Consider the following 16,595-nt stretch of genomic DNA (forward strand, 5'->3'; position numbering starts at 1 on the left):
CGCATGAGCGAGACACGCTCCAGCCTGCTGCGCAGCACGCCGTTCAGGCTGGCGCTGACCTTCGCCTTCCTGTTCCTGCTGGCCTTCATCCTGTCCGGCGCGATCGTCTATCAACTGATGAGCGCCTCGCTCGCCAGGCAGCTCGATCAATCGATCAAGGAGACCTATGCGCTGATCGCCGCCACCTATGCCGAGAGCGACGAGGAGGATCTCGTCTCCACGGTCAGGGACCATGCCCAGTTCAGCCAGGACAAGGACGAGATTTTTTCCCTCACCGATCGGAACGGCAACCGCCTCGCCGGCGATTTCGCCGCCTCCGCGCTGCCGGATGGCTTTTCCATGTTCGCCGCCAATCTGCCGGGTGTGCCGCCCGACACCGAGTATCGCGCCTATTCGGGCAGGGTCGGCGACAACAATTTGACGGTCGCCTTCTCGCTTTCGGAAACCGAGGATCTGGAAAGGATCGTGCTGATGAGTTTCGGCTGGGCCACGCTCTTCATCACCGTCCTGGCGATCGGCGGCGGCGCCGTGCTTGCCTCGCGCGTCCAGCGGCGCCTCGACGGCATCGCCAGCACCATGGTCGACGTCTCGCATGGTCGTCTCGATGCGCGCATTCCGCTGATCGGCAGCGGCGACGACATCGACGCCGTCTCGGCCCAAGTGAATGCGGCGCTCGAGCGCCTGTCGGCGCTGGTCGACGGCATGCGCGAAGTGAGCGCCAACATCGCCCATGACCTCAAGACGCCGCTCAACCGGCTGCAGATGATCCTGGAATCAGCCGCCGACAAGACGGTGTCGGGCGAGGACGTCTCGACCGAGCTGACCGACGCCCGCGCTGAGAGCCAGCAGATCAACAGCACGTTCGACGCCTTGCTTCGCATCGCCCAGATCGAAGCCGGCGCCCGCAAGGCGCGCTTCGTCGATCTCGATGTCGGCCCGGTCGTGGAGACCATCGGCGAGGTCTATGCCGACGTGGCCGAGGATGATGGCAAATCCCTGTCCACAGGGATCATTCCGGGTACGAAATGGTATATCCACGGTGACCGCGACCTGCTGATGCAGATGCTGGCCAATCTGGTCGAGAACGCGCTCAGGCATTGCCCTCCGGGCACCGCGATCGAGCTCTCGGTGACCAGGGAAGGCAGCCATGTCCTCATCCATGTCCGCGACAATGGCCCGGGCATCCCCGCCGAGGAGCGCGAAAAGGTGTTCCGCCGGCTCTACCGGCTGGATGCGAGCCGCACGACGCCAGGCAGCGGCCTGGGCTTGAGCCTGGTCAAGGCGGTGGCAGACCTGCATGGCGCGGCAATAACGCTCGAGGAGTGCAATCCCGGCCTGGGAGTGGTTGTCAGCTTCCCGGCGACCAGATCGCCAGGAACCTGAAAACTTACCAATCCGTATTGATGAGGCGACGTGGCCGTAAGCTTGCCGGGGCATACTGGATGGACTGCCGTTCAATCCGGAGGTGCCGAACATGATCACCCTTCGTCAAACGACTGGCCGGCTGTTGCCGGCCTTGGCGCTCGCCGCGTGCCTTGCCTCTTCTGGGTCGGGCTCCATTGTGGCATTTGCGGCTGAAAAAGCGATTCCCGCGGAAAAGAACCCTCCTGGCGATATTCCCGATACGCAGGTGTTCATCGACTATACGTCTCCGGAGGGTTTCACCATGAAGGTGCCGGAAGGCTGGGCAAGGTCCGATCGCGCCGACGGCGCAAGCTTCGTCGATAAGCTCGACGGCGTCGTCCTATCGATGGCCAAGGCAGACGCCTTGCCGACGGTCGAAAGCGCCAAGACGGATTATGTTTCGAAATTGGAGGCAACAGGACGAGCCGTGCGGGTGACTGCGGTCAAGCAGGTCAAGTTGCCCGCCGGTGAGGCGATCAGCGTAGTCTACACGTCCAACTCCGAACCGAATGCCGTGACCAACAAGCAGGTGCGTCTGGAGAACGAACGCTATCTCTTTTTCAAGGACGGCAAGCTTGTCACGCTGGAGCTCTACGCGCCCAAGGGTGCCGACAACGTGGACCAATGGCAGCTGATGTCCAATTCGTTCCGGTGGAAGTGAGATGTACGCGCTGGAAGCGCACGAGCTCTACCGGTTCTTCCATATAGGCGACGACGAGACCGCCGCGCTGCGTGGCATCAGCTTTCATCTGTCGGCCGGCGAGATCGTTGCCCTGGTAGGACCGTCCGGCAGCGGCAAATCCACGCTGTTGTCCTGCGTCACCGGGCTGGACGAACCCGACGGCGGCCATGTCGAGGTCGTCGGCAGGCGCCTGACTCGTCGGTCGGAAACCGAGCGGACACGCATCCGCGCCGCCAATTTCGGCATCCTTCCACAATCCGGGAACCTGTTTGGCCATCTCAACGTGGAACAGAACCTGCGCCTGCAGATGCAGTTGGCGGGCAAGCTGAACGAGAGCCGAATTGGCGCGCTTCTGGAAAGCGTCGATCTTCAGCATCGTGCTCGGGCCTTTCCCACCGAACTCTCCGGCGGCGAGACGGCGCGGGCCGGCCTTGCCGTGGCGCTTGCCGCGGATCCGCCGATCCTGGTTGCCGACGAGCCGACCGCCGAAGTCGACCGCGACACCGAACTCCGTTTGATCGGGCATTTCGAGGCGCGGCGCCGGGCCGGCTTGGCGACGTTGCTCGCCACGCACAGCCGGGCGCTTGCGCATCGGGCGGACCGCATCATCGGCCTGAAGGACGGGAGGATAGACGATGAGTGACACGCTTGTCGTCGGCAAGCGCCTCGGCCGCGACTTCCAGCGCGGAGTTGCCGCGCTTCGCGATGTCCATTGCAGGATTGCTTCCGACGCGCGGATCGCTATGGTCGGGCCATCCGGCAGCGGCAAGACCACTCTGCTGCATATACTTGGCGGACTGGACAAGCCGACCTCCGGCACTATCGAATGGCCCGGGCTCGGCCCCTTCGAGGAGCTAAGGCCGCGTCATGTCGGCCTCGTGTTCCAGGCGCCCAGCCTGTTTCCGGCGCTCACCGTCGTTCAGAACGTCGGCCTGCCGCTGGTCCTGGCCGCCGATCCTGCATCCGCCGAGCCGGCCGCCAAGGCGTTGCTCGCCTCGTTTGGACTCGACGAGCTTGGCGACAAGCTGCCGGAGGAATTGTCCGGCGGGCAGTCGCAACGGATCGCGATGGCGCGTGCCCTCGTCATGAAGCCGAAACTGGTCTTGGCCGACGAGCCGACGGGACAGCTCGACAGCATCACCGCGCAGTTCTTTTTCGACACCGTCCTGGAGCGGCTGGAGGGCACGGGCACCGCCCTGGTCGTGGCGACGCATGACGAAGCGGTAGCTGCCCGGATGGCGACCAGATGGACGATGGATCACGGCCGACTCGTCTCCGAATGGCCCAGACAGGACGCTGCATGATGATGCTTCTGTGGCTACGCGGCGTTCTCACCCGCCGCTTGCCGCGTCTCGTCGGTGCCGCGGCGGGCGTCGCGGTGACCGTCGCGCTCCTGACGGCGATGGTCCTTTTCCTCGCCGATGCCAGCGCCTCGATGACGGCTCGTGCGGTCAGCGCCGTCCCGGTCGACTGGCAGGTTCAGGTGATTTCCGGCTCCGATCCGGAAGCGATCGGCAAGGCGATCGCCGAAGCGGCACCCGTCAAGGCCGTTCACCGGGTTCGCTATGCCGACGCGGCGGGTTTCGAAGCCTTGGCGGGCGGCACGACTCAGACCACCGGGCCGGGGCAGGTCATTGCCGTCGACGAAGGTTATTCCAAGGACTTTCCAGCGGAAATCCGGCTGCTTTCCGGCAGCGCCGACGGCGTCCTGGTCGCCCAGCAGACGGCGGCCAACCTTCACGTCCGCCCTGGCGACACGGTGTCGATCAAGCGTATCGGCCTGCCGGCGGTGAAGATCGCAATCGCCGGGGTCGTCGATCTCCCAGATGCCGATTCGTTGTTTCAGGCGGTGGGCTTGCCTGCCCAGGCCGCGCCGCAGGCGCCTCCGGACAACGTAGTCGTGCTTCCATGGCAGGATTGGCAGCAGTTGTTCTCTCCGCAGGCGGAGCAACGCCCGGATACGGTCCGCCTGCAATGGCACGCGCGGCTGGCCCACGAGGCCCTGCCATCCGATCCTGTTCAGGCCCATGTCTCCGTCACCGGCGCGGCGCGCAATTTGGAGGCGAGGACCGCCGGCCAGGCCTTGGTTGCCGACAATCTCGGTTCCCGCCTCGCGGCCGTTCGCGAGGATGCGCTTTATGCTTCCGTGCTGTTCCTGTTCCTCGGGCTGCCCGGCGCCGCGCTGGCCATCTCGCTTACCTATGCCGTGACCTCGTCCGGCGAGCAGCGCCGGCGGACGGAGCAGGCGCTGCTTCGCATCCGTGGCGCCACAACCCGCACGATCCTGTCGCTCTCAGCCGCCGAAGCAGCAGTCGCCGGCATTGCCGGAACTTCGGTCGGCGTCGGCGCAGCCATGCTTTTTGGCGCTGCGCCCAACCCCAACCGTTATGCGATGCCGGAGCACACGGCTCTGCTTCTTGTCTCGCTGTTCGGCCTGCTTTTGGGATTTGCCGCTTTCCTGCTTCCGACCTGGCGCGATGCGCGCTGGACCGGTGTCGACACGGCGCGGCGGATTGTGATCCGAGCGACGCCACCGTTTTGGCAGCGCCTGTGGCTGGATTTGCTGCTGCTTGCCGGCGCCGGCCTGCTCTTCTGGATGTCGGCCAGCACCGGATACCAGATCGTGCTTGCGCCGGAAGGCGTGGCGGCAACCTCGGTCGACTACAAGGCCTTCCTTGCTCCCGCCTTGCTCTGGATGGGCATGGTTCTGCTGACCATTCGGCTGTCGGGCGCGATCATCGCGCGCAATGGCGCGTTGTTGCATGCAATCCTCGCGCCTGTGGCCGGTTCCTTGACACCGGTGGTATCAGCTGCCCTGTCCCGGCAATCGGGGCGCCTGACGGCTGGTATCGCCATGACCGCGCTGGCTATTTCCTTTGCCACTTCAACCGCGATCTTCAACGCCACCTACAACGCTCAGGCACGCGTCGACGCGGAGCTTACGAACGGATCCGACGTGACGATCTTTGGCACCTCCGACAGGCCTGCCGGCGCTCATGTGGAGGCACTGGCCGCACTGACGGACGCGGCCGCGATCGAGCCGGTCCAGCATCGTTTCGCCTATGTGGGCAGCGATCTGCAGGACCTCTACGGGATCGATCCCGTAAGCATTGGGCGAGCCACGACTCTTTCCGACGCCTATTTCGGTGGCGGCGACGCGGCTGGCGTGCTTGGCCAATTGGCTACCACGCCCGACGGCGTCCTTGTGTCGGAGGAAACGGTGCAGGACTTCCAGCTTCAGCAGGGCGACACGATCAATCTGCGGCTCGTCGATGCAAGGGACCACCAGTACCATCCCGTGCCGTTCAAGTTCATGGGCGTCGCGCGGGAATTTCCAACAGCGCCTAAGGATTCCTTCCTGGTCGCCAACGCCGACTATGTGGCCCGCATGACCGGCTCCGATGCTTCCGAGTACGTGCTGATGCGGGCAAGAGGCGATCCAGCCGCCCTGGCGCGCCAAGCCTCTTCCGTACTCGCCTTCGATCCCTCGCTGAAGGTGACCGATATCGGCCAGGCAGCCCACCTCATCGGATCGAGCCTGACCGCCATCGATCTTGGCGGGCTGACCAGAATTGAGCTTGGATTTTCCGTGCTGATGGCAGCCGCGGCCGCCGGACTTGTGCTGGCCCTGGGTTTCGCAGAGCGGCGGCGGCCCGTCGCGATCCTCGGCGCGATAGGCGCAAAACCCGCGCAACTGGCCGCCTTCCTATGGGGCGAAGGCCTTGTCATAGTCGTTGGCGGCCTAGTCTTCGGCCTCTTCTCGGGAACTCTGACCGCATGGATGCTGGTCAAACTGCTGACCGGCGTGTTCGATCCGCCACCGGAAGCGCTGTCGGTGCCATGGCTCTATCTGGCGATCATGCTTGGCCTCGTCGTCGCATCCGTTGCCGCTGCCGTTCGGTCCGCTAAATCGTCCTCCGGTCTGGTCGCCGGGCAATTGCGTGACCTGTGACACTCATGCCGCGCTTACGCATTTGTAAGGCTGCGGCCAACCCATTGAAAACTTCCGGCGCTAAGTTTGACTTCGCTTCATCCTGGTTCCGGGGTTCGTGATCTGGCAGGGCTGGGCGTTCCGGATTGAAGCCGCCCTGGGCAACCGCCCTCGGCAGACGAGAGAAAGGAACCAAACAATGAAGAAATCCGTCATCACGGCTGCAATGGCAATCGCAATCGCATCCGCCGGCGTCGCCCATGCGAAGGCGATCACCGGCACGATCGCCAGCATCGACAAGAAAGGCGATTCGATCACGCTCTCCGACGGCAAGACATTCTCCCTGCCGGAAGGCATTGAAGCCGAGACCCTGAAAATTGGCGAGAAGGTGATGGTCACCTATTCGACGAAGGCCGGCAAACTGGCGGCCTCAAGCATCCAGCCGGACAAGTAGGCCCTCTCCCACAGGAACCCGCGGCGGGGTCGGTGCTTCATCGACCCCGCTCGGCGAACCACACTGCGGAGCCCGACCTTCCTGGCATCGCATTCGCACGCGACACAATGCCTGATCCATGCGGCCGGCGAAATTTTTGCCTACCTGGCGCCCGCCCGGCGGAAATCGGAAGGCGACATGCCGGCCAGCTTGCGGAAGGATTTGTTGAAGGCGCTGAGCGAGCCGAAGCCCGATTCCATGGCGACCCTCAGCACATTGGCGTCCTCATGCATCAACAGCGCTTGCGCGTAGCTCAGGCGCAGCAGATTGACATATTCGTTGAGCGTCATGCCGGTCGATTTCTTGAACAGGCTCATGGCGTATTTGGGATGGATGTCGGCGGCGGCCGCAATAGTCACGCAGTCGATGTCGTAGAGGAAATTCTCGGCGATGTAATCGCACATGCGCCCGACATTGCGCGAGGATTGCTGGTCGAAGGGATTGCCTGTGCCTTGCCCGGGGGCGCTTCCCGGCACCAGGCGATAGGGCTCGAAGCGCACCCGCTCGAGCCGCAGAAGCAACTCGTTGACGGCGTGCTCGGCCCTGGCCGGATCGCCCGAGCGCGCATATTCGTTCCAGCGCCTGAAATTGTCGTTGTCCGACTGGTCGGTGGCGTTGGTCACCAGGGTCGCGCCGGTCATCAGCCGATGGCGTATGTCGGCCGGCAGATGCAGGCGGAAGAAATGCACCAGCGGCAGATGCGCGCCGGCATAGATGGCGTCGTCGGAGAGGTCGTCCATCTGGTGCGGCAGGCCGCCCCAGAACAGGCACATCTCGCCGGCCGACAGCGCAATCTCGTGCTCGGCCATGCGGTAATGGACGCTGCCTTGAACGATGAAATTCACCTCCACCTGGGCGTGCCAGTGCGGCTTCAGCATCACCAACGGGTGGTTGTGGAACATCTGCAAAACAAGCGGCAGTCCTTCGACGCTGCTCGCGCCAGGCTGGTAGAACGGACGACCCGGCATCTTACTTTCCGCCAACTTCTTATTCCCTTCGACGGGGACAAGCCTTCCGCGCCGCATAGTCTAGCCACGCTCACAGTGAGAGAGCAAATGAAATGGGAGGATTTCAATGCGCACTACACTGACCTGCGCCGCGCTTATGCTTGCCCTGGGCTCCAGCCCGGCCCTGGCGCAGTCCGGCGAGATCACCATCTGGAGCTGGAACATCGCCGCCTCGTCGCTGAAGGCGACGATCGAGGGCTTCAACAAGAAATATCCCGACATCAAGGTCACGGTTCAGGACCTCGGCAACCAGCCCACCTATGACAAATCGATCGCCGGCTGCGCCGCCGGCGGCGTTGGCCTGCCCGATATCGTCTCGGTCGAGAACGGCGAGGCGGAGAATTACTGGAGCCAGTTCCCGGACTGCTTCGTCGACCTGCACACGCTGGGTTACAGCGCCGAGGACCAGAAGAAATTCCCCGACTTCAAGCGCACCGAGCTGGAAGTCGGCGACAAGGCCTATGCGATGCCCTGGGATTCCGGCCCGGTGGCCGTCTTCTACCGCCGCGACTTCTACGAGAAGGGAGGCGTCGACCCGGCCTCGATCAAGACCTGGGACGATTTCATCGCCGCCGGCAAGAAGATCCAGGCCGCCAATCCGGGCGTGTCGATGACCAATGCCGATTTCAACGGCGACACCGAATTCTTCCGCATGATCTCGAACGAGCAGGGCTGCGGTTACTTCGCCGAGGACGGCCAGTCGATCACCGTGGCCGAGCCGAAATGCGTCGACGCCCTGACCAAGGTCAAGGAGATGAAGGACGCCGGCATCGTGTCGTCGGCCGACTGGTCCACCAAGATCACCAACAACACCGCCGGCACCGTCGCCAGCCAGGTCTATGGCGGCTGGTATGAAGGCACGATCCGCACCGAATCGCCGAAGGAGAGCGGCAAATGGGGCGTCTATCTGATGCCGAGCCTCACGGCAGACGGCCCGCGCGCCGCCAATCTCGGCGGCTCGTCGCTGGCCATCACCTCGGCCTCCAAGAACAAGGAGGCGGCTTACGCCTACCTGAAATATACGCTGGAGACCAATGAGGGCCAGATCACCATGCTGAAGGATTTCGGCCTGGTGCCCTCGCTGATCTCGGCGCTCGACGACCCTTATGTCGCGCAAGGCCAACCCTACTGGGGCGACCAGGCGGTCTGGAAGGATATCCTGGCGACGCTGCCCAAGGTGGTGCCGAGCCGCGGCACGCAGTTCCAGAGCGACGCCGAGATCATCATGCGCGCCGTGCAGACCAAATATCTGGCCAGCGGCTACCCCGACGCCAAGGCCGCGCTCGACGACGCCGCCAAGCAGATCGCCGCCGCGACCGGCCTGCCGGTGAAGTAGGCGGTTAGCCCCTCCCCTTGTGGGAGAAGGCAAAACAGAGAAAGGAGGAGGACGATGCGCACGCAGAACGCCACCGCGTACCGCTTCCTCACGCCTTACCTTTTGATCTTCGCCATCTTCTGGATCTGGCCGATCATCTCGTCCTTCCTGATCTCCTTCCAGGCGACGCGCACCGTGCCGTGGCGCTTCGCGCCGGCCTTCAACTGGGGCCGCCTGATCGGCGACCCCGCCTTCTACAATGCGCTGAAGAACACGCTGCTGATCCTGGTCATCCAGGCGCCGGTGATGATTGCGCTGGCGATCGTCATGGCGGTGCTGCTGAACTCGCCGCTGCTCAAGGCGCGCGGCCTCTACCGCTTCGCCTTCTTCGCCCCGGTCGTGGTCGGCGAGGTCGCCTATTCGGCCGTCTTCCGCCTGATGTTCAGCCTCGATTTCGGCATCGTCAACAAGCTCTTGAACAGCGTCGGCCTGGCCAAGATCGACTGGTTCTCCAACGTCACGCCGGCCATGGCGCTGATTATGATCGCCGTGACCTGGCGCTGGGCCGGCTACAACGCCATCATCATCCTGGCCGGCCTGCAGTCCATCCCCGAGGACGTCTACGAGGCGGCGACACTCGACCGCGTCAGCAGGCTGAAGCAATTTTTCTACATCACCTTGCCATTGCTGAAGCCGGTCATCGTCTTTTGCGCCGTGCTGTCGATCATCGGCACCATGCAGCTCTTCACCGAGCCGTTCCTGATCACCGAGCGCGGCGGCCCCGGCGGCGGCACCGAGACGCTCGGCCTGCTGCTCTACCGCCAGGGCTTCCGCTCGCTCAATTTCGGCTACGCCTCGGCCGTCGCCTACACCATGGCGGGGCTGGCGATCGCCATCACCCTGGTGCAGCTCTGGCTGATGAGGGAACCGAAATGACCTCGCGCTCGCAGGCAAGGCTCGGGCGCAGCATTGCGCTGCATCTTTTCCTGACGCCGCTGGCGCTGGTCTGGCTGTTCCCGCTGTGGATGATGGTGGTGTTCTCCACCATGCCCGACAACGGCATCTTCAGCCCCGGCATCGAGCTTCTGCCGCACGACAATTTCCTCGACAATGTCGCCAACCTGCAGCGCGACACCAATTTCATCGGCGCCATCGGCATCTCGGTCTCGGTCGCGGTGACCTACACGATCCTTTCGGTGCTGCTCACCTCGATGGCCGGCTGGGCGCTGGCGCGCTACGAATTCCACGGCAAGGGCGCGGTCGTGGCGATCATCTTCGGCACCATCACGCTGCCCTACGCGGTGGTGCTCATCCCGCAATTCATCATGGTGGCGCGCGACTTCGCTCTGGCCAACACCTGGATCGCGCTGATCGTGCCGCCGCTGTTCAATTCGCTCGGCGTGCTCTTCATGCGCCAGGCCTTCTCGATGATGCCGGCGGAGCTGTTCGACGCGGCGCGCGTCGAGGGCGTCAAGGAATGGCGCATCTTCCTGTTCGTGGCGCTGCCGCTGGCCCGCCCGATGCTGGCGGCCTTGGCCATCATCCTCTTCCTCGCCTCGTGGAACAACTATCTCTGGCCGCTGCTCATCAACAGCCAGCCGGGCGCGATGACGGCACCGGTGGCGCTCGGCACGCTGATCGGCCTGACCAAGGTCTCGTGGGGCGGCATCATGGCCGGCGCTGTGATGCTGACCGTGCCGATGCTCATCGTCTTCGTGCTGTTGCAGCGCCATTTCATCGCCGGCATCGCCGCCGGCGCGGTCAAGTAGGAAGGAGCGCGATGGCGGCCGTCACCCTCACCAATGTCGTCAAACGCTTCGGCGTCTTCGAAATCGTCCACGGCGCCAACATCGACATCGCCGACGGCGAGTTCGTCGTCTTCGTCGGCCCCTCCGGCTGCGGCAAGTCCACGCTGCTGAGGATGATCGCCGGGCTGGAGGACATAAGCAGCGGCGACATCGCCATCGGCGGCAAGGTGATCAACGATGTCGAGCCGGCCGAGCGCGGCATCGCCATGGTCTTCCAGTCTTATGCGCTCTACCCGCATATGACCGTCGAGCAGAACCTCTCCTTCGGCCTCAGGATGAACGGCAACCCGAAGGCCGACACCGATCGCCGGGTTAGCCGAGCGGCGGAAATCCTGCGCATCGACGAATTGATGCAACGCCGGCCGAAGCAACTCTCCGGCGGCCAGCGCCAGCGCGTCGCCATCGGCCGCGCCATCGTGCGCGAGCCGCAGGTCTTCCTGTTCGACGAGCCGCTCTCCAATCTCGACGCCGAGCTCCGGGTCCAGATGCGCGTCGAGATCTCGCGCCTGCACAAGGAGCTCGGCGTCACCATGATCTATGTGACGCACGACCAGACCGAGGCGATGACGCTGGCCGACCGTATCGTCGTGCTGAAGGCCGGCAATGTCGAGCAGATCGGCGCGCCGCTCGATCTTTACGACGACCCGGCAAACCGTTTCGTAGCCGGCTTCATCGGCTCGCCGAAGATGAATTTCCTCAGCGCCAAGGTCGTGGAGGTCTCCAACAGCGCGGCAATCGTCGAGCTCGTCAATCACGGCGGCGCGCGGTTGCGTAAACCGCTCGCCGAAGCTTTTCCCGCCCTTGATGCCGAGGTCGTGCTTGGCGTCAGGCCGGAGCATTTCTTCGAGGCCGGCAAGGGCGATTGCGACATCCCGGTCAAGGCCGACGTCGCCGAGCATCTCGGCTCGGTCAGCTACGTCTACGCCAATGCCGGGCCGGAGGAGCTGATCGTCGAGCGCGAGGCCTCGCGCCAGCGCGCCAGCGGCGATCATTTCACCGTCTCGATCAAGGCGGAACGGGCGCTGCTCTTCGACAAGAAGGGCGCAAGGATCCGTTGACCCGCAAGTTTTCTTTGCCGGCATGCCAGGCGTGGCGGCGACCCATGGAGTATTTGATATGACATCCTCATCCAAGAAAATCCGCTGGGGCATCCTCGGGCCCGGCAGCATCGCCAAATCCTTTGCCGGCGGCGTGGCGCAGTCAGGCACCGGCGAACTGACGGCGCTCGGCGCCCGCAATCCGGGCAAAGCGGGGCTTGCCGAGACCTTTCCGGGCGCGCGCATCCTCGACGGCTATGACGCGCTGCTTGCCGACAAGGACGTCGACGCCGTCTACATTTCGATCCCGCATCCCGGCCATGCCGAATGGGCGATCAAGGCGGCCGAAGCCGGCAAGCATGTCTTATGCGAAAAGCCGCTGGCCCTGACCGCCTTCGAGGCCGATGCCATGATGCATGCGGCGCGCAAGGCCGGCACCTTCCTCGGCGAGGCCTTCATGTACCGGCTGCATCCGCAGACGCTGCAGCTGGTCGAGCTGATCAAATCCGGCGCCATCGGCGAGGTGCGCATGATCAAGTCGAGCTTCGGCTTCGCCATGCCGGGCTTCATGCCGGAGCACCGGCTTTACGCCAACGAGCTCGCCGGCGGCGGCATCCTCGATGTCGGCGGCTATCCCGTATCGATGGCGCGGCTGATCGCTGGCGCCGCGATCGGCCAGCCTTTCGCCGAGCCCGACAAGGTGACGGGCACCGCTCATCTCGGCCGGTCCGGCGTCGACGAATGGGCCTCGGCCTTGCTGCATTTCCCCGGCGGCATCGTCGCTGAAGTGTCCTGCAGCATCTCGCTCGACCAGGACAATGTGCTGCGCATCCTCGGCACCAAAGGCCGCATCGAGGTGCCCGATTTCTGGTTCGCCGGTGGCAACCGCGATGTGGGACCGGGCCGGATCGAGGTGATCCGGTCCGGGGCCGCCCGCGAGGTGATCAGCCTCGGCGACACCCGCCACCTCTATTCCTTCGAGGTCGACGCCGCCGGCGAGGCGATCCTCGCCGGACGGCAGGAATTCGCCTGGCCCGGCATGTCCTGGGCCGAGAGCCTCGGCACGCTGCGCGTCCTCGACAGATGGCGCGCCGCTGTCGGGCTCGAATATGAGATCGAGAAGCCGGCTAAGCGTGTCGACACCATTTCCGGCCGCCCGCTCAGGACCAACGGCGCCGCCATCGGCAAGCGTGACATTCCCGGCCTGTCGATACCCGTCTCGCGGCTTGCGCTCGGCTTCGAGGATTTCCGCAGCTTCTCCTCCGGCTCGATCCTGCTCGACGCCTATTTCGAGGCCGGCGGCAATCTGTTCGATACAGGCTTTGTCTATGGCGCCGGCTACACCGAGACGCTGCTTGGCCAATGGCTCGCCAATCGCGGCGTGCGTGCGCAATCGGTGATCATCGCCAAGGGCGCGCATTCGCCGCTCTGTTACCCCGACGTCATCGGCAAGCAGCTGGCACAGTCGCTCGACCGGCTGCAGACTGACCATGTCGACATCTATTTCATGCATCGCGACAATCCGGACGTGCCGGTCGGCGAATTCGTCGACGCGATGGACGCGGAGGCCAAGGCCGGCCGCATCCGCGGCCTGTTCGGCGGCTCCAACTGGACGATGCAGCGCATGGATGCGGCGATTGCCTACGCCGAAAAGCACGGCAGGCAGAAGCCCGGCGCGCTCTCCAACAATTTTTCGCTGGCCGAGATGCTGGAGCCGATCTGGGCCGGCTGCGTCACCTCTTCGACCGATGCGTGGAAGGCCTGGCTGACGGCGCGGCAGATGCCGAACTTCGCCTGGTCGAGCCAGGGCCGCGGCTTCTTCACCGACCGCGCCGGCCGCGGCAAGCATGACAGCGAGGAGCTGGTGCGGGTCTGGTATTCGGAAAAGAATTTCGGCCGCCGCGACCGCGCGATCGAACTGGCCCAAAAACTCGGCAAGAGCCCGATCCATGTCGCGCTGGCCTATGTGCTGGCTCAGCCCTTCCCCTCGGTGCCGCTGATCGGCCCGCGCACGCTGGACGAGTTGGAGGACAGCCTCAAGGCGCTGGATATCAAGCTGACGCCGGAGGATGTGGCGTGGCTGGACGAGGGGCCGGAAAGGCGCAGGGCTTAGGGGATAGACCACGAGCAAGATGACGGGCGCTGCGTTCCTTCGCCCCCCTCTCTGCCCTGCCGGGCATCTTCCCCTCAAGGGGGAGATCAGATGTCACGCCGGCTTTCGCCAATCACCAATGTTGCAGAAAAGGTGCCAGCGTCGAAGCTGCCAATCTCCCCCCCTTGAAGGGGGGGAGATGTCCGGCAGGACAGAGAGGGGGGCCTCGCGCCGGCGCCTCCCTTCGTCATTCTAGGGCGGAGCAAGGAGCGAAGCGACGCGCGCAGACCCTAGAATCCATGCCGTGACTCCTGAGCGCCGCCACGGTCCAGAACGCTCACCGGCCGATCCCGCGAAACAGCTCGAACCATTCAGGGTTGCTCTTCTCGATCAATTCCACCTTCCATTGGCGTGGCCAGCGCTTCAATGACGTCTCACGCTGGATGGCATCGGTGATGTCGAAATGCTCTTCGTACCAGACGAGGCGCTGCACGCCGTAACGGCTGGTGAACGTGGAGCCCTGGCCGGTCTTATGCTCGGGCATACGGCGAGCAAGATCATTGGTGACGCCGATATAGATCGTGCCGCCTTTCTGGCTCGCGGTCATGTAGACGTAGCCTGTCACGTGGCGATCTTACCTGGCGCTACTACCAACGGCTATTCTGGGCAGTTGCATTCTATGGCCAATGTCACGGCATGGATTCTAGGGTCTGCGCGCGTCGCTTCGCTCCTTGCTCCGCCCTAGAATGACGAAGGAGGCGTCGGCGCTCTACGGGAGGCGAACCCCCTCTGGCCTGCCGGCCATCTCCCCCGCAAGGGGGAAGATCGGCAGCTTCGCCGCCCCGCGAACATCTGAGGCGTTGCTACCGATCCACCCGCGTCGACAAAATAATCGACGACGAGGTCCGCTCCACCCCGTCCATCGCGCCGATCCGGTCGAGCAGCGCGTCGAGATCGCGGATCGACGGCGCGTCGACGATGACGATCATGTCGAAATTCCCGCTCACCGAATGCACCGTGCGGACCGGCGCCATCGCTTCCAGGCTGCGCACCACCTTGTCGGCGAGTTTCGGCGTGACGGTGAGCAGCACATGCGCCTTGACCAGCCCTTGCTCGTAGTCGGGCGACAGCCTCACCCCATAGCCGGCGATGATGCCGCGCTGCTCCAGCCGCTCGATGCGGCTCTGCACCGTCGTGCGCGACACGCCGAGCTGCCGCGCGAGCTCCGCCGTCGAAGCGCGGGCGTTGGCGCGCAGCAGGGTAAGCAGGGCTTGTTCGGCTTCTGTGATCATTTCGACGAAACCTTTCGGCAGATCGTTCAAAGTTCCGCTTCATATTGCCAGATTCCACGCTTCCTTTCGACAGGCAAGCTGCGAAGATTCTCGCCAATCGAATTGCCCAAATCAGAATTCGCAAGGGATATTGATCATGAAGAACATCGTTGTCGTCGGCGCCGGCAAGATCGGCTCGACCATCGCCGAAATGCTGAGCGCCACGGGCGACTACCGCGTCACGCTCGTCGACCGCTCGGCCGCCCAGCTTGCCTCCGCCGAACTGCCGGCCGGCGTCGAGACGCAGGAGCTCGACATCGCCGCCGTGGGTGAGCTCGAGAAGGTTCTCGCCGGCAAGTTCGCCGTGCTGAGCGCCGCACCCTTCCACCTCACCACCCGCATCGCCGAGGCGGCCGCCGCCACCGGCGTGCACTATCTCGACCTGACCGAGGATGTCGTTTCGACCCGCCGCGTCAAGGAGCTGGCGCGTGACGCCGAGAGCGCCTTCATCCCGCAATGCGGCCTGGCGCCGGGCTTCATCTCGATCGTCGCCAACGATCTCGCCAGCCGCTTCGACACGCTGGAAAGCGTGCGCATGCGGGTCGGCGCGCTGCCGCAATATCCGTCCAACGCGCTGAACTACAACCTCACCTGGAGCACCGACGGGGTCATCAACGAATATTGCGAGCCTTGCGAGGCGATCGTCGAGGGCGAGCTGATCGAAGTGCCGCCGCTGGAGGAGCGCGAGGAATTCTCGCTCGACGGCGTCACCTATGAGGCCTTCAACACCTCGGGCGGCCTCGGCACCCTCGCCGAGACACTGAAGGGCAAGGTGCGCACGCTGAACTACCGCACCATCCGCTATCCCGGCCACGCCGCGATCATGAAGGCGCTGCTCAACGATCTGGGCCTGCGCCACCGCCGCGACGTGCTGAAGGACATCTTTGAGAGCGCGCTGCCTTCGACGCTGCAGGACGTGGTTATCGTCTTCGTCACCGTCTCGGGCCGCCGCAACGGCCGCCTGCTGCAGGAGACCTACGCCAACAAGATCTATTCGCAGCGCGTCGGCAACATCGTGCGCAGCGCCATCCAGATCACCACCGCTTCCGGCATCTGCGCCGTGCTCGACATGCTGGCCGACGGCTCGCTGCCGGCGAAGGGTTTCGTGCGCCAGGAAGACATCGCCCTCGACGCCTTCCTCGCCAACCGCTTCGGCCGCGCCTACGCCCAGCACGAGATGGCGAGCAGGCTGGCGGGTTGAGCAGCGCCTTTCCTCTCCCCCGTCGACCGGGGAGAGGTGTCGGGCGAAGCTCGACGGAGTGGGGGTCGACCGGCGCCGGGCGGTTGCTATTTCAAGCCGGATGCCTGGCCCTGGTTGAGGCCCCGGTGGTGATGTGTAGTTGTCAGCGGCAGCGCATCTGAGCAGCGCCTTCCCCCACTCCGTCGCCGCTTCGCGGCGCCACCTCTCCCCCTCCGGAGCAGGGGAATCGCATATGGCGCTTTTGGGGTTGAGTTTAGGCTGAGAAAGGATTCTTTGGAGAGGCAGTTGAGCGAA

15 protein-coding genes are annotated in these 16,595 nt (G+C 64.4%); 12 read left to right on the plus strand and 3 right to left on the minus strand.

The window, feature by feature from the left end:
• Positions 1-3 precede the first annotated feature (3 nt).
• The 6 genes from FJ957_RS28200 to FJ957_RS28225 all read left to right on the plus strand — a co-directional run bounded on the left by FJ957_RS28200 (position 4) and on the right by FJ957_RS28225 (position 6,471).
• Positions 4-1,383 (plus strand): HAMP domain-containing sensor histidine kinase, encoded by a 1,380-nt coding sequence (locus FJ957_RS28200; protein WP_140836090.1) that lies wholly within the window; start codon positions 4-6, stop codon positions 1,381-1,383.
• A 91-nt stretch (positions 1,384-1,474) separates the two neighbouring features.
• Positions 1,475-2,065 carry a hypothetical protein gene (locus tag FJ957_RS28205; protein ID WP_140836091.1) on the plus strand — a complete coding sequence of 197 codons (591 nt, stop codon included), beginning with the start codon at positions 1,475-1,477 and terminating at the stop codon, positions 2,063-2,065.
• 1 nt (position 2,066) lies between these two features.
• Positions 2,067-2,729 (plus strand): ABC transporter ATP-binding protein, encoded by a 663-nt coding sequence (locus FJ957_RS28210; protein WP_140836092.1) that lies wholly within the window; start codon positions 2,067-2,069, stop codon positions 2,727-2,729.
• Complete coding sequence (locus FJ957_RS28215) at positions 2,722-3,390, plus strand: ABC transporter ATP-binding protein (RefSeq protein WP_140836093.1); 669 nt, start codon at positions 2,722-2,724, stop codon at positions 3,388-3,390. Before FJ957_RS28210 ends, FJ957_RS28215 begins: the two co-directional genes overlap by 8 nt.
• Positions 3,387-6,038 (plus strand): ABC transporter permease, encoded by a 2,652-nt coding sequence (locus FJ957_RS28220; RefSeq protein ID WP_140836094.1) that lies wholly within the window; start codon positions 3,387-3,389, stop codon positions 6,036-6,038. The genes FJ957_RS28215 and FJ957_RS28220 overlap by 4 nt, the downstream gene beginning before the upstream one ends.
• A 97-nt stretch (positions 6,039-6,135) precedes the next feature.
• Positions 6,136-6,471 carry a DUF1344 domain-containing protein gene (locus FJ957_RS28225; protein ID WP_246685987.1) on the plus strand — a complete coding sequence of 112 codons (336 nt, stop codon included), beginning with the start codon at positions 6,136-6,138 and terminating at the stop codon, positions 6,469-6,471.
• A gap of 140 nt (positions 6,472-6,611) precedes the next feature.
• On the opposite strand, the gene FJ957_RS28230 is transcribed toward FJ957_RS28225, so the two are convergent.
• The gene (locus FJ957_RS28230; RefSeq protein ID WP_140836095.1) at positions 6,612-7,478 is read right to left on the minus strand and encodes a helix-turn-helix domain-containing protein; all 867 of its coding nucleotides are present in this window, start codon (positions 7,476-7,478) and stop codon (positions 6,612-6,614) included.
• A gap of 106 nt (positions 7,479-7,584) precedes the next feature.
• Between FJ957_RS28230 and FJ957_RS28235 the strand changes: the two genes are divergently transcribed.
• Genes FJ957_RS28235 through FJ957_RS28255 form a run of 5 tightly spaced genes read left to right on the plus strand, consistent with a single transcriptional unit; the run spans position 7,585 to position 13,790 of the window.
• Positions 7,585-8,853 (plus strand): ABC transporter substrate-binding protein, encoded by a 1,269-nt coding sequence (locus tag FJ957_RS28235; protein WP_140836096.1) that lies wholly within the window; start codon positions 7,585-7,587, stop codon positions 8,851-8,853.
• 54 nt (positions 8,854-8,907) lie between these two features.
• The gene (locus tag FJ957_RS28240) at positions 8,908-9,768 is read left to right on the plus strand and encodes a sugar ABC transporter permease (RefSeq protein ID WP_140836097.1); all 861 of its coding nucleotides are present in this window, start codon (positions 8,908-8,910) and stop codon (positions 9,766-9,768) included.
• Positions 9,765-10,601: a carbohydrate ABC transporter permease gene (locus FJ957_RS28245; protein ID WP_140836098.1), complete on the plus strand. Its 837-nt coding sequence runs from the start codon at positions 9,765-9,767 to the stop codon at positions 10,599-10,601. Before FJ957_RS28240 ends, FJ957_RS28245 begins: the two co-directional genes overlap by 4 nt.
• 11 nt (positions 10,602-10,612) lie before the next feature.
• Positions 10,613-11,698 (plus strand): sn-glycerol-3-phosphate ABC transporter ATP-binding protein UgpC, encoded by a 1,086-nt coding sequence (ugpC, locus tag FJ957_RS28250; RefSeq protein WP_140836099.1) that lies wholly within the window; start codon positions 10,613-10,615, stop codon positions 11,696-11,698.
• 58 nt (positions 11,699-11,756) lie between these two features.
• Positions 11,757-13,790 (plus strand): aldo/keto reductase, encoded by a 2,034-nt coding sequence (locus FJ957_RS28255; protein WP_140836100.1) that lies wholly within the window; start codon positions 11,757-11,759, stop codon positions 13,788-13,790.
• Positions 13,791-14,106: 316 nt separating this feature from the next.
• Here the strand turns inward: FJ957_RS28255 and FJ957_RS28260 are convergent, their stop codons facing one another.
• Both FJ957_RS28260 and FJ957_RS28265 read right to left on the minus strand, forming a co-directional pair.
• Positions 14,107-14,394: a GIY-YIG nuclease family protein gene (locus tag FJ957_RS28260; RefSeq protein WP_140836101.1), complete on the minus strand. Its 288-nt coding sequence runs from the start codon at positions 14,392-14,394 to the stop codon at positions 14,107-14,109.
• Between the two features lie 238 nt (positions 14,395-14,632).
• Positions 14,633-15,061 (minus strand): Lrp/AsnC family transcriptional regulator, encoded by a 429-nt coding sequence (locus FJ957_RS28265; protein ID WP_140836102.1) that lies wholly within the window; start codon positions 15,059-15,061, stop codon positions 14,633-14,635.
• 136 nt (positions 15,062-15,197) lie between these two features.
• On the opposite strand from FJ957_RS28265, the gene FJ957_RS28270 reads away from it, so the two are divergent.
• Positions 15,198-16,301: a saccharopine dehydrogenase family protein gene (locus tag FJ957_RS28270; RefSeq protein WP_140836103.1), complete on the plus strand. Its 1,104-nt coding sequence runs from the start codon at positions 15,198-15,200 to the stop codon at positions 16,299-16,301.
• The last annotated feature ends 294 nt before the right edge of the window (positions 16,302-16,595 follow it).

It is taken from the genome of Mesorhizobium sp. B2-4-6 (genome assembly GCF_006442775.1).
GTDB lineage: Bacteria > Pseudomonadota > Alphaproteobacteria > Rhizobiales > Rhizobiaceae > Mesorhizobium.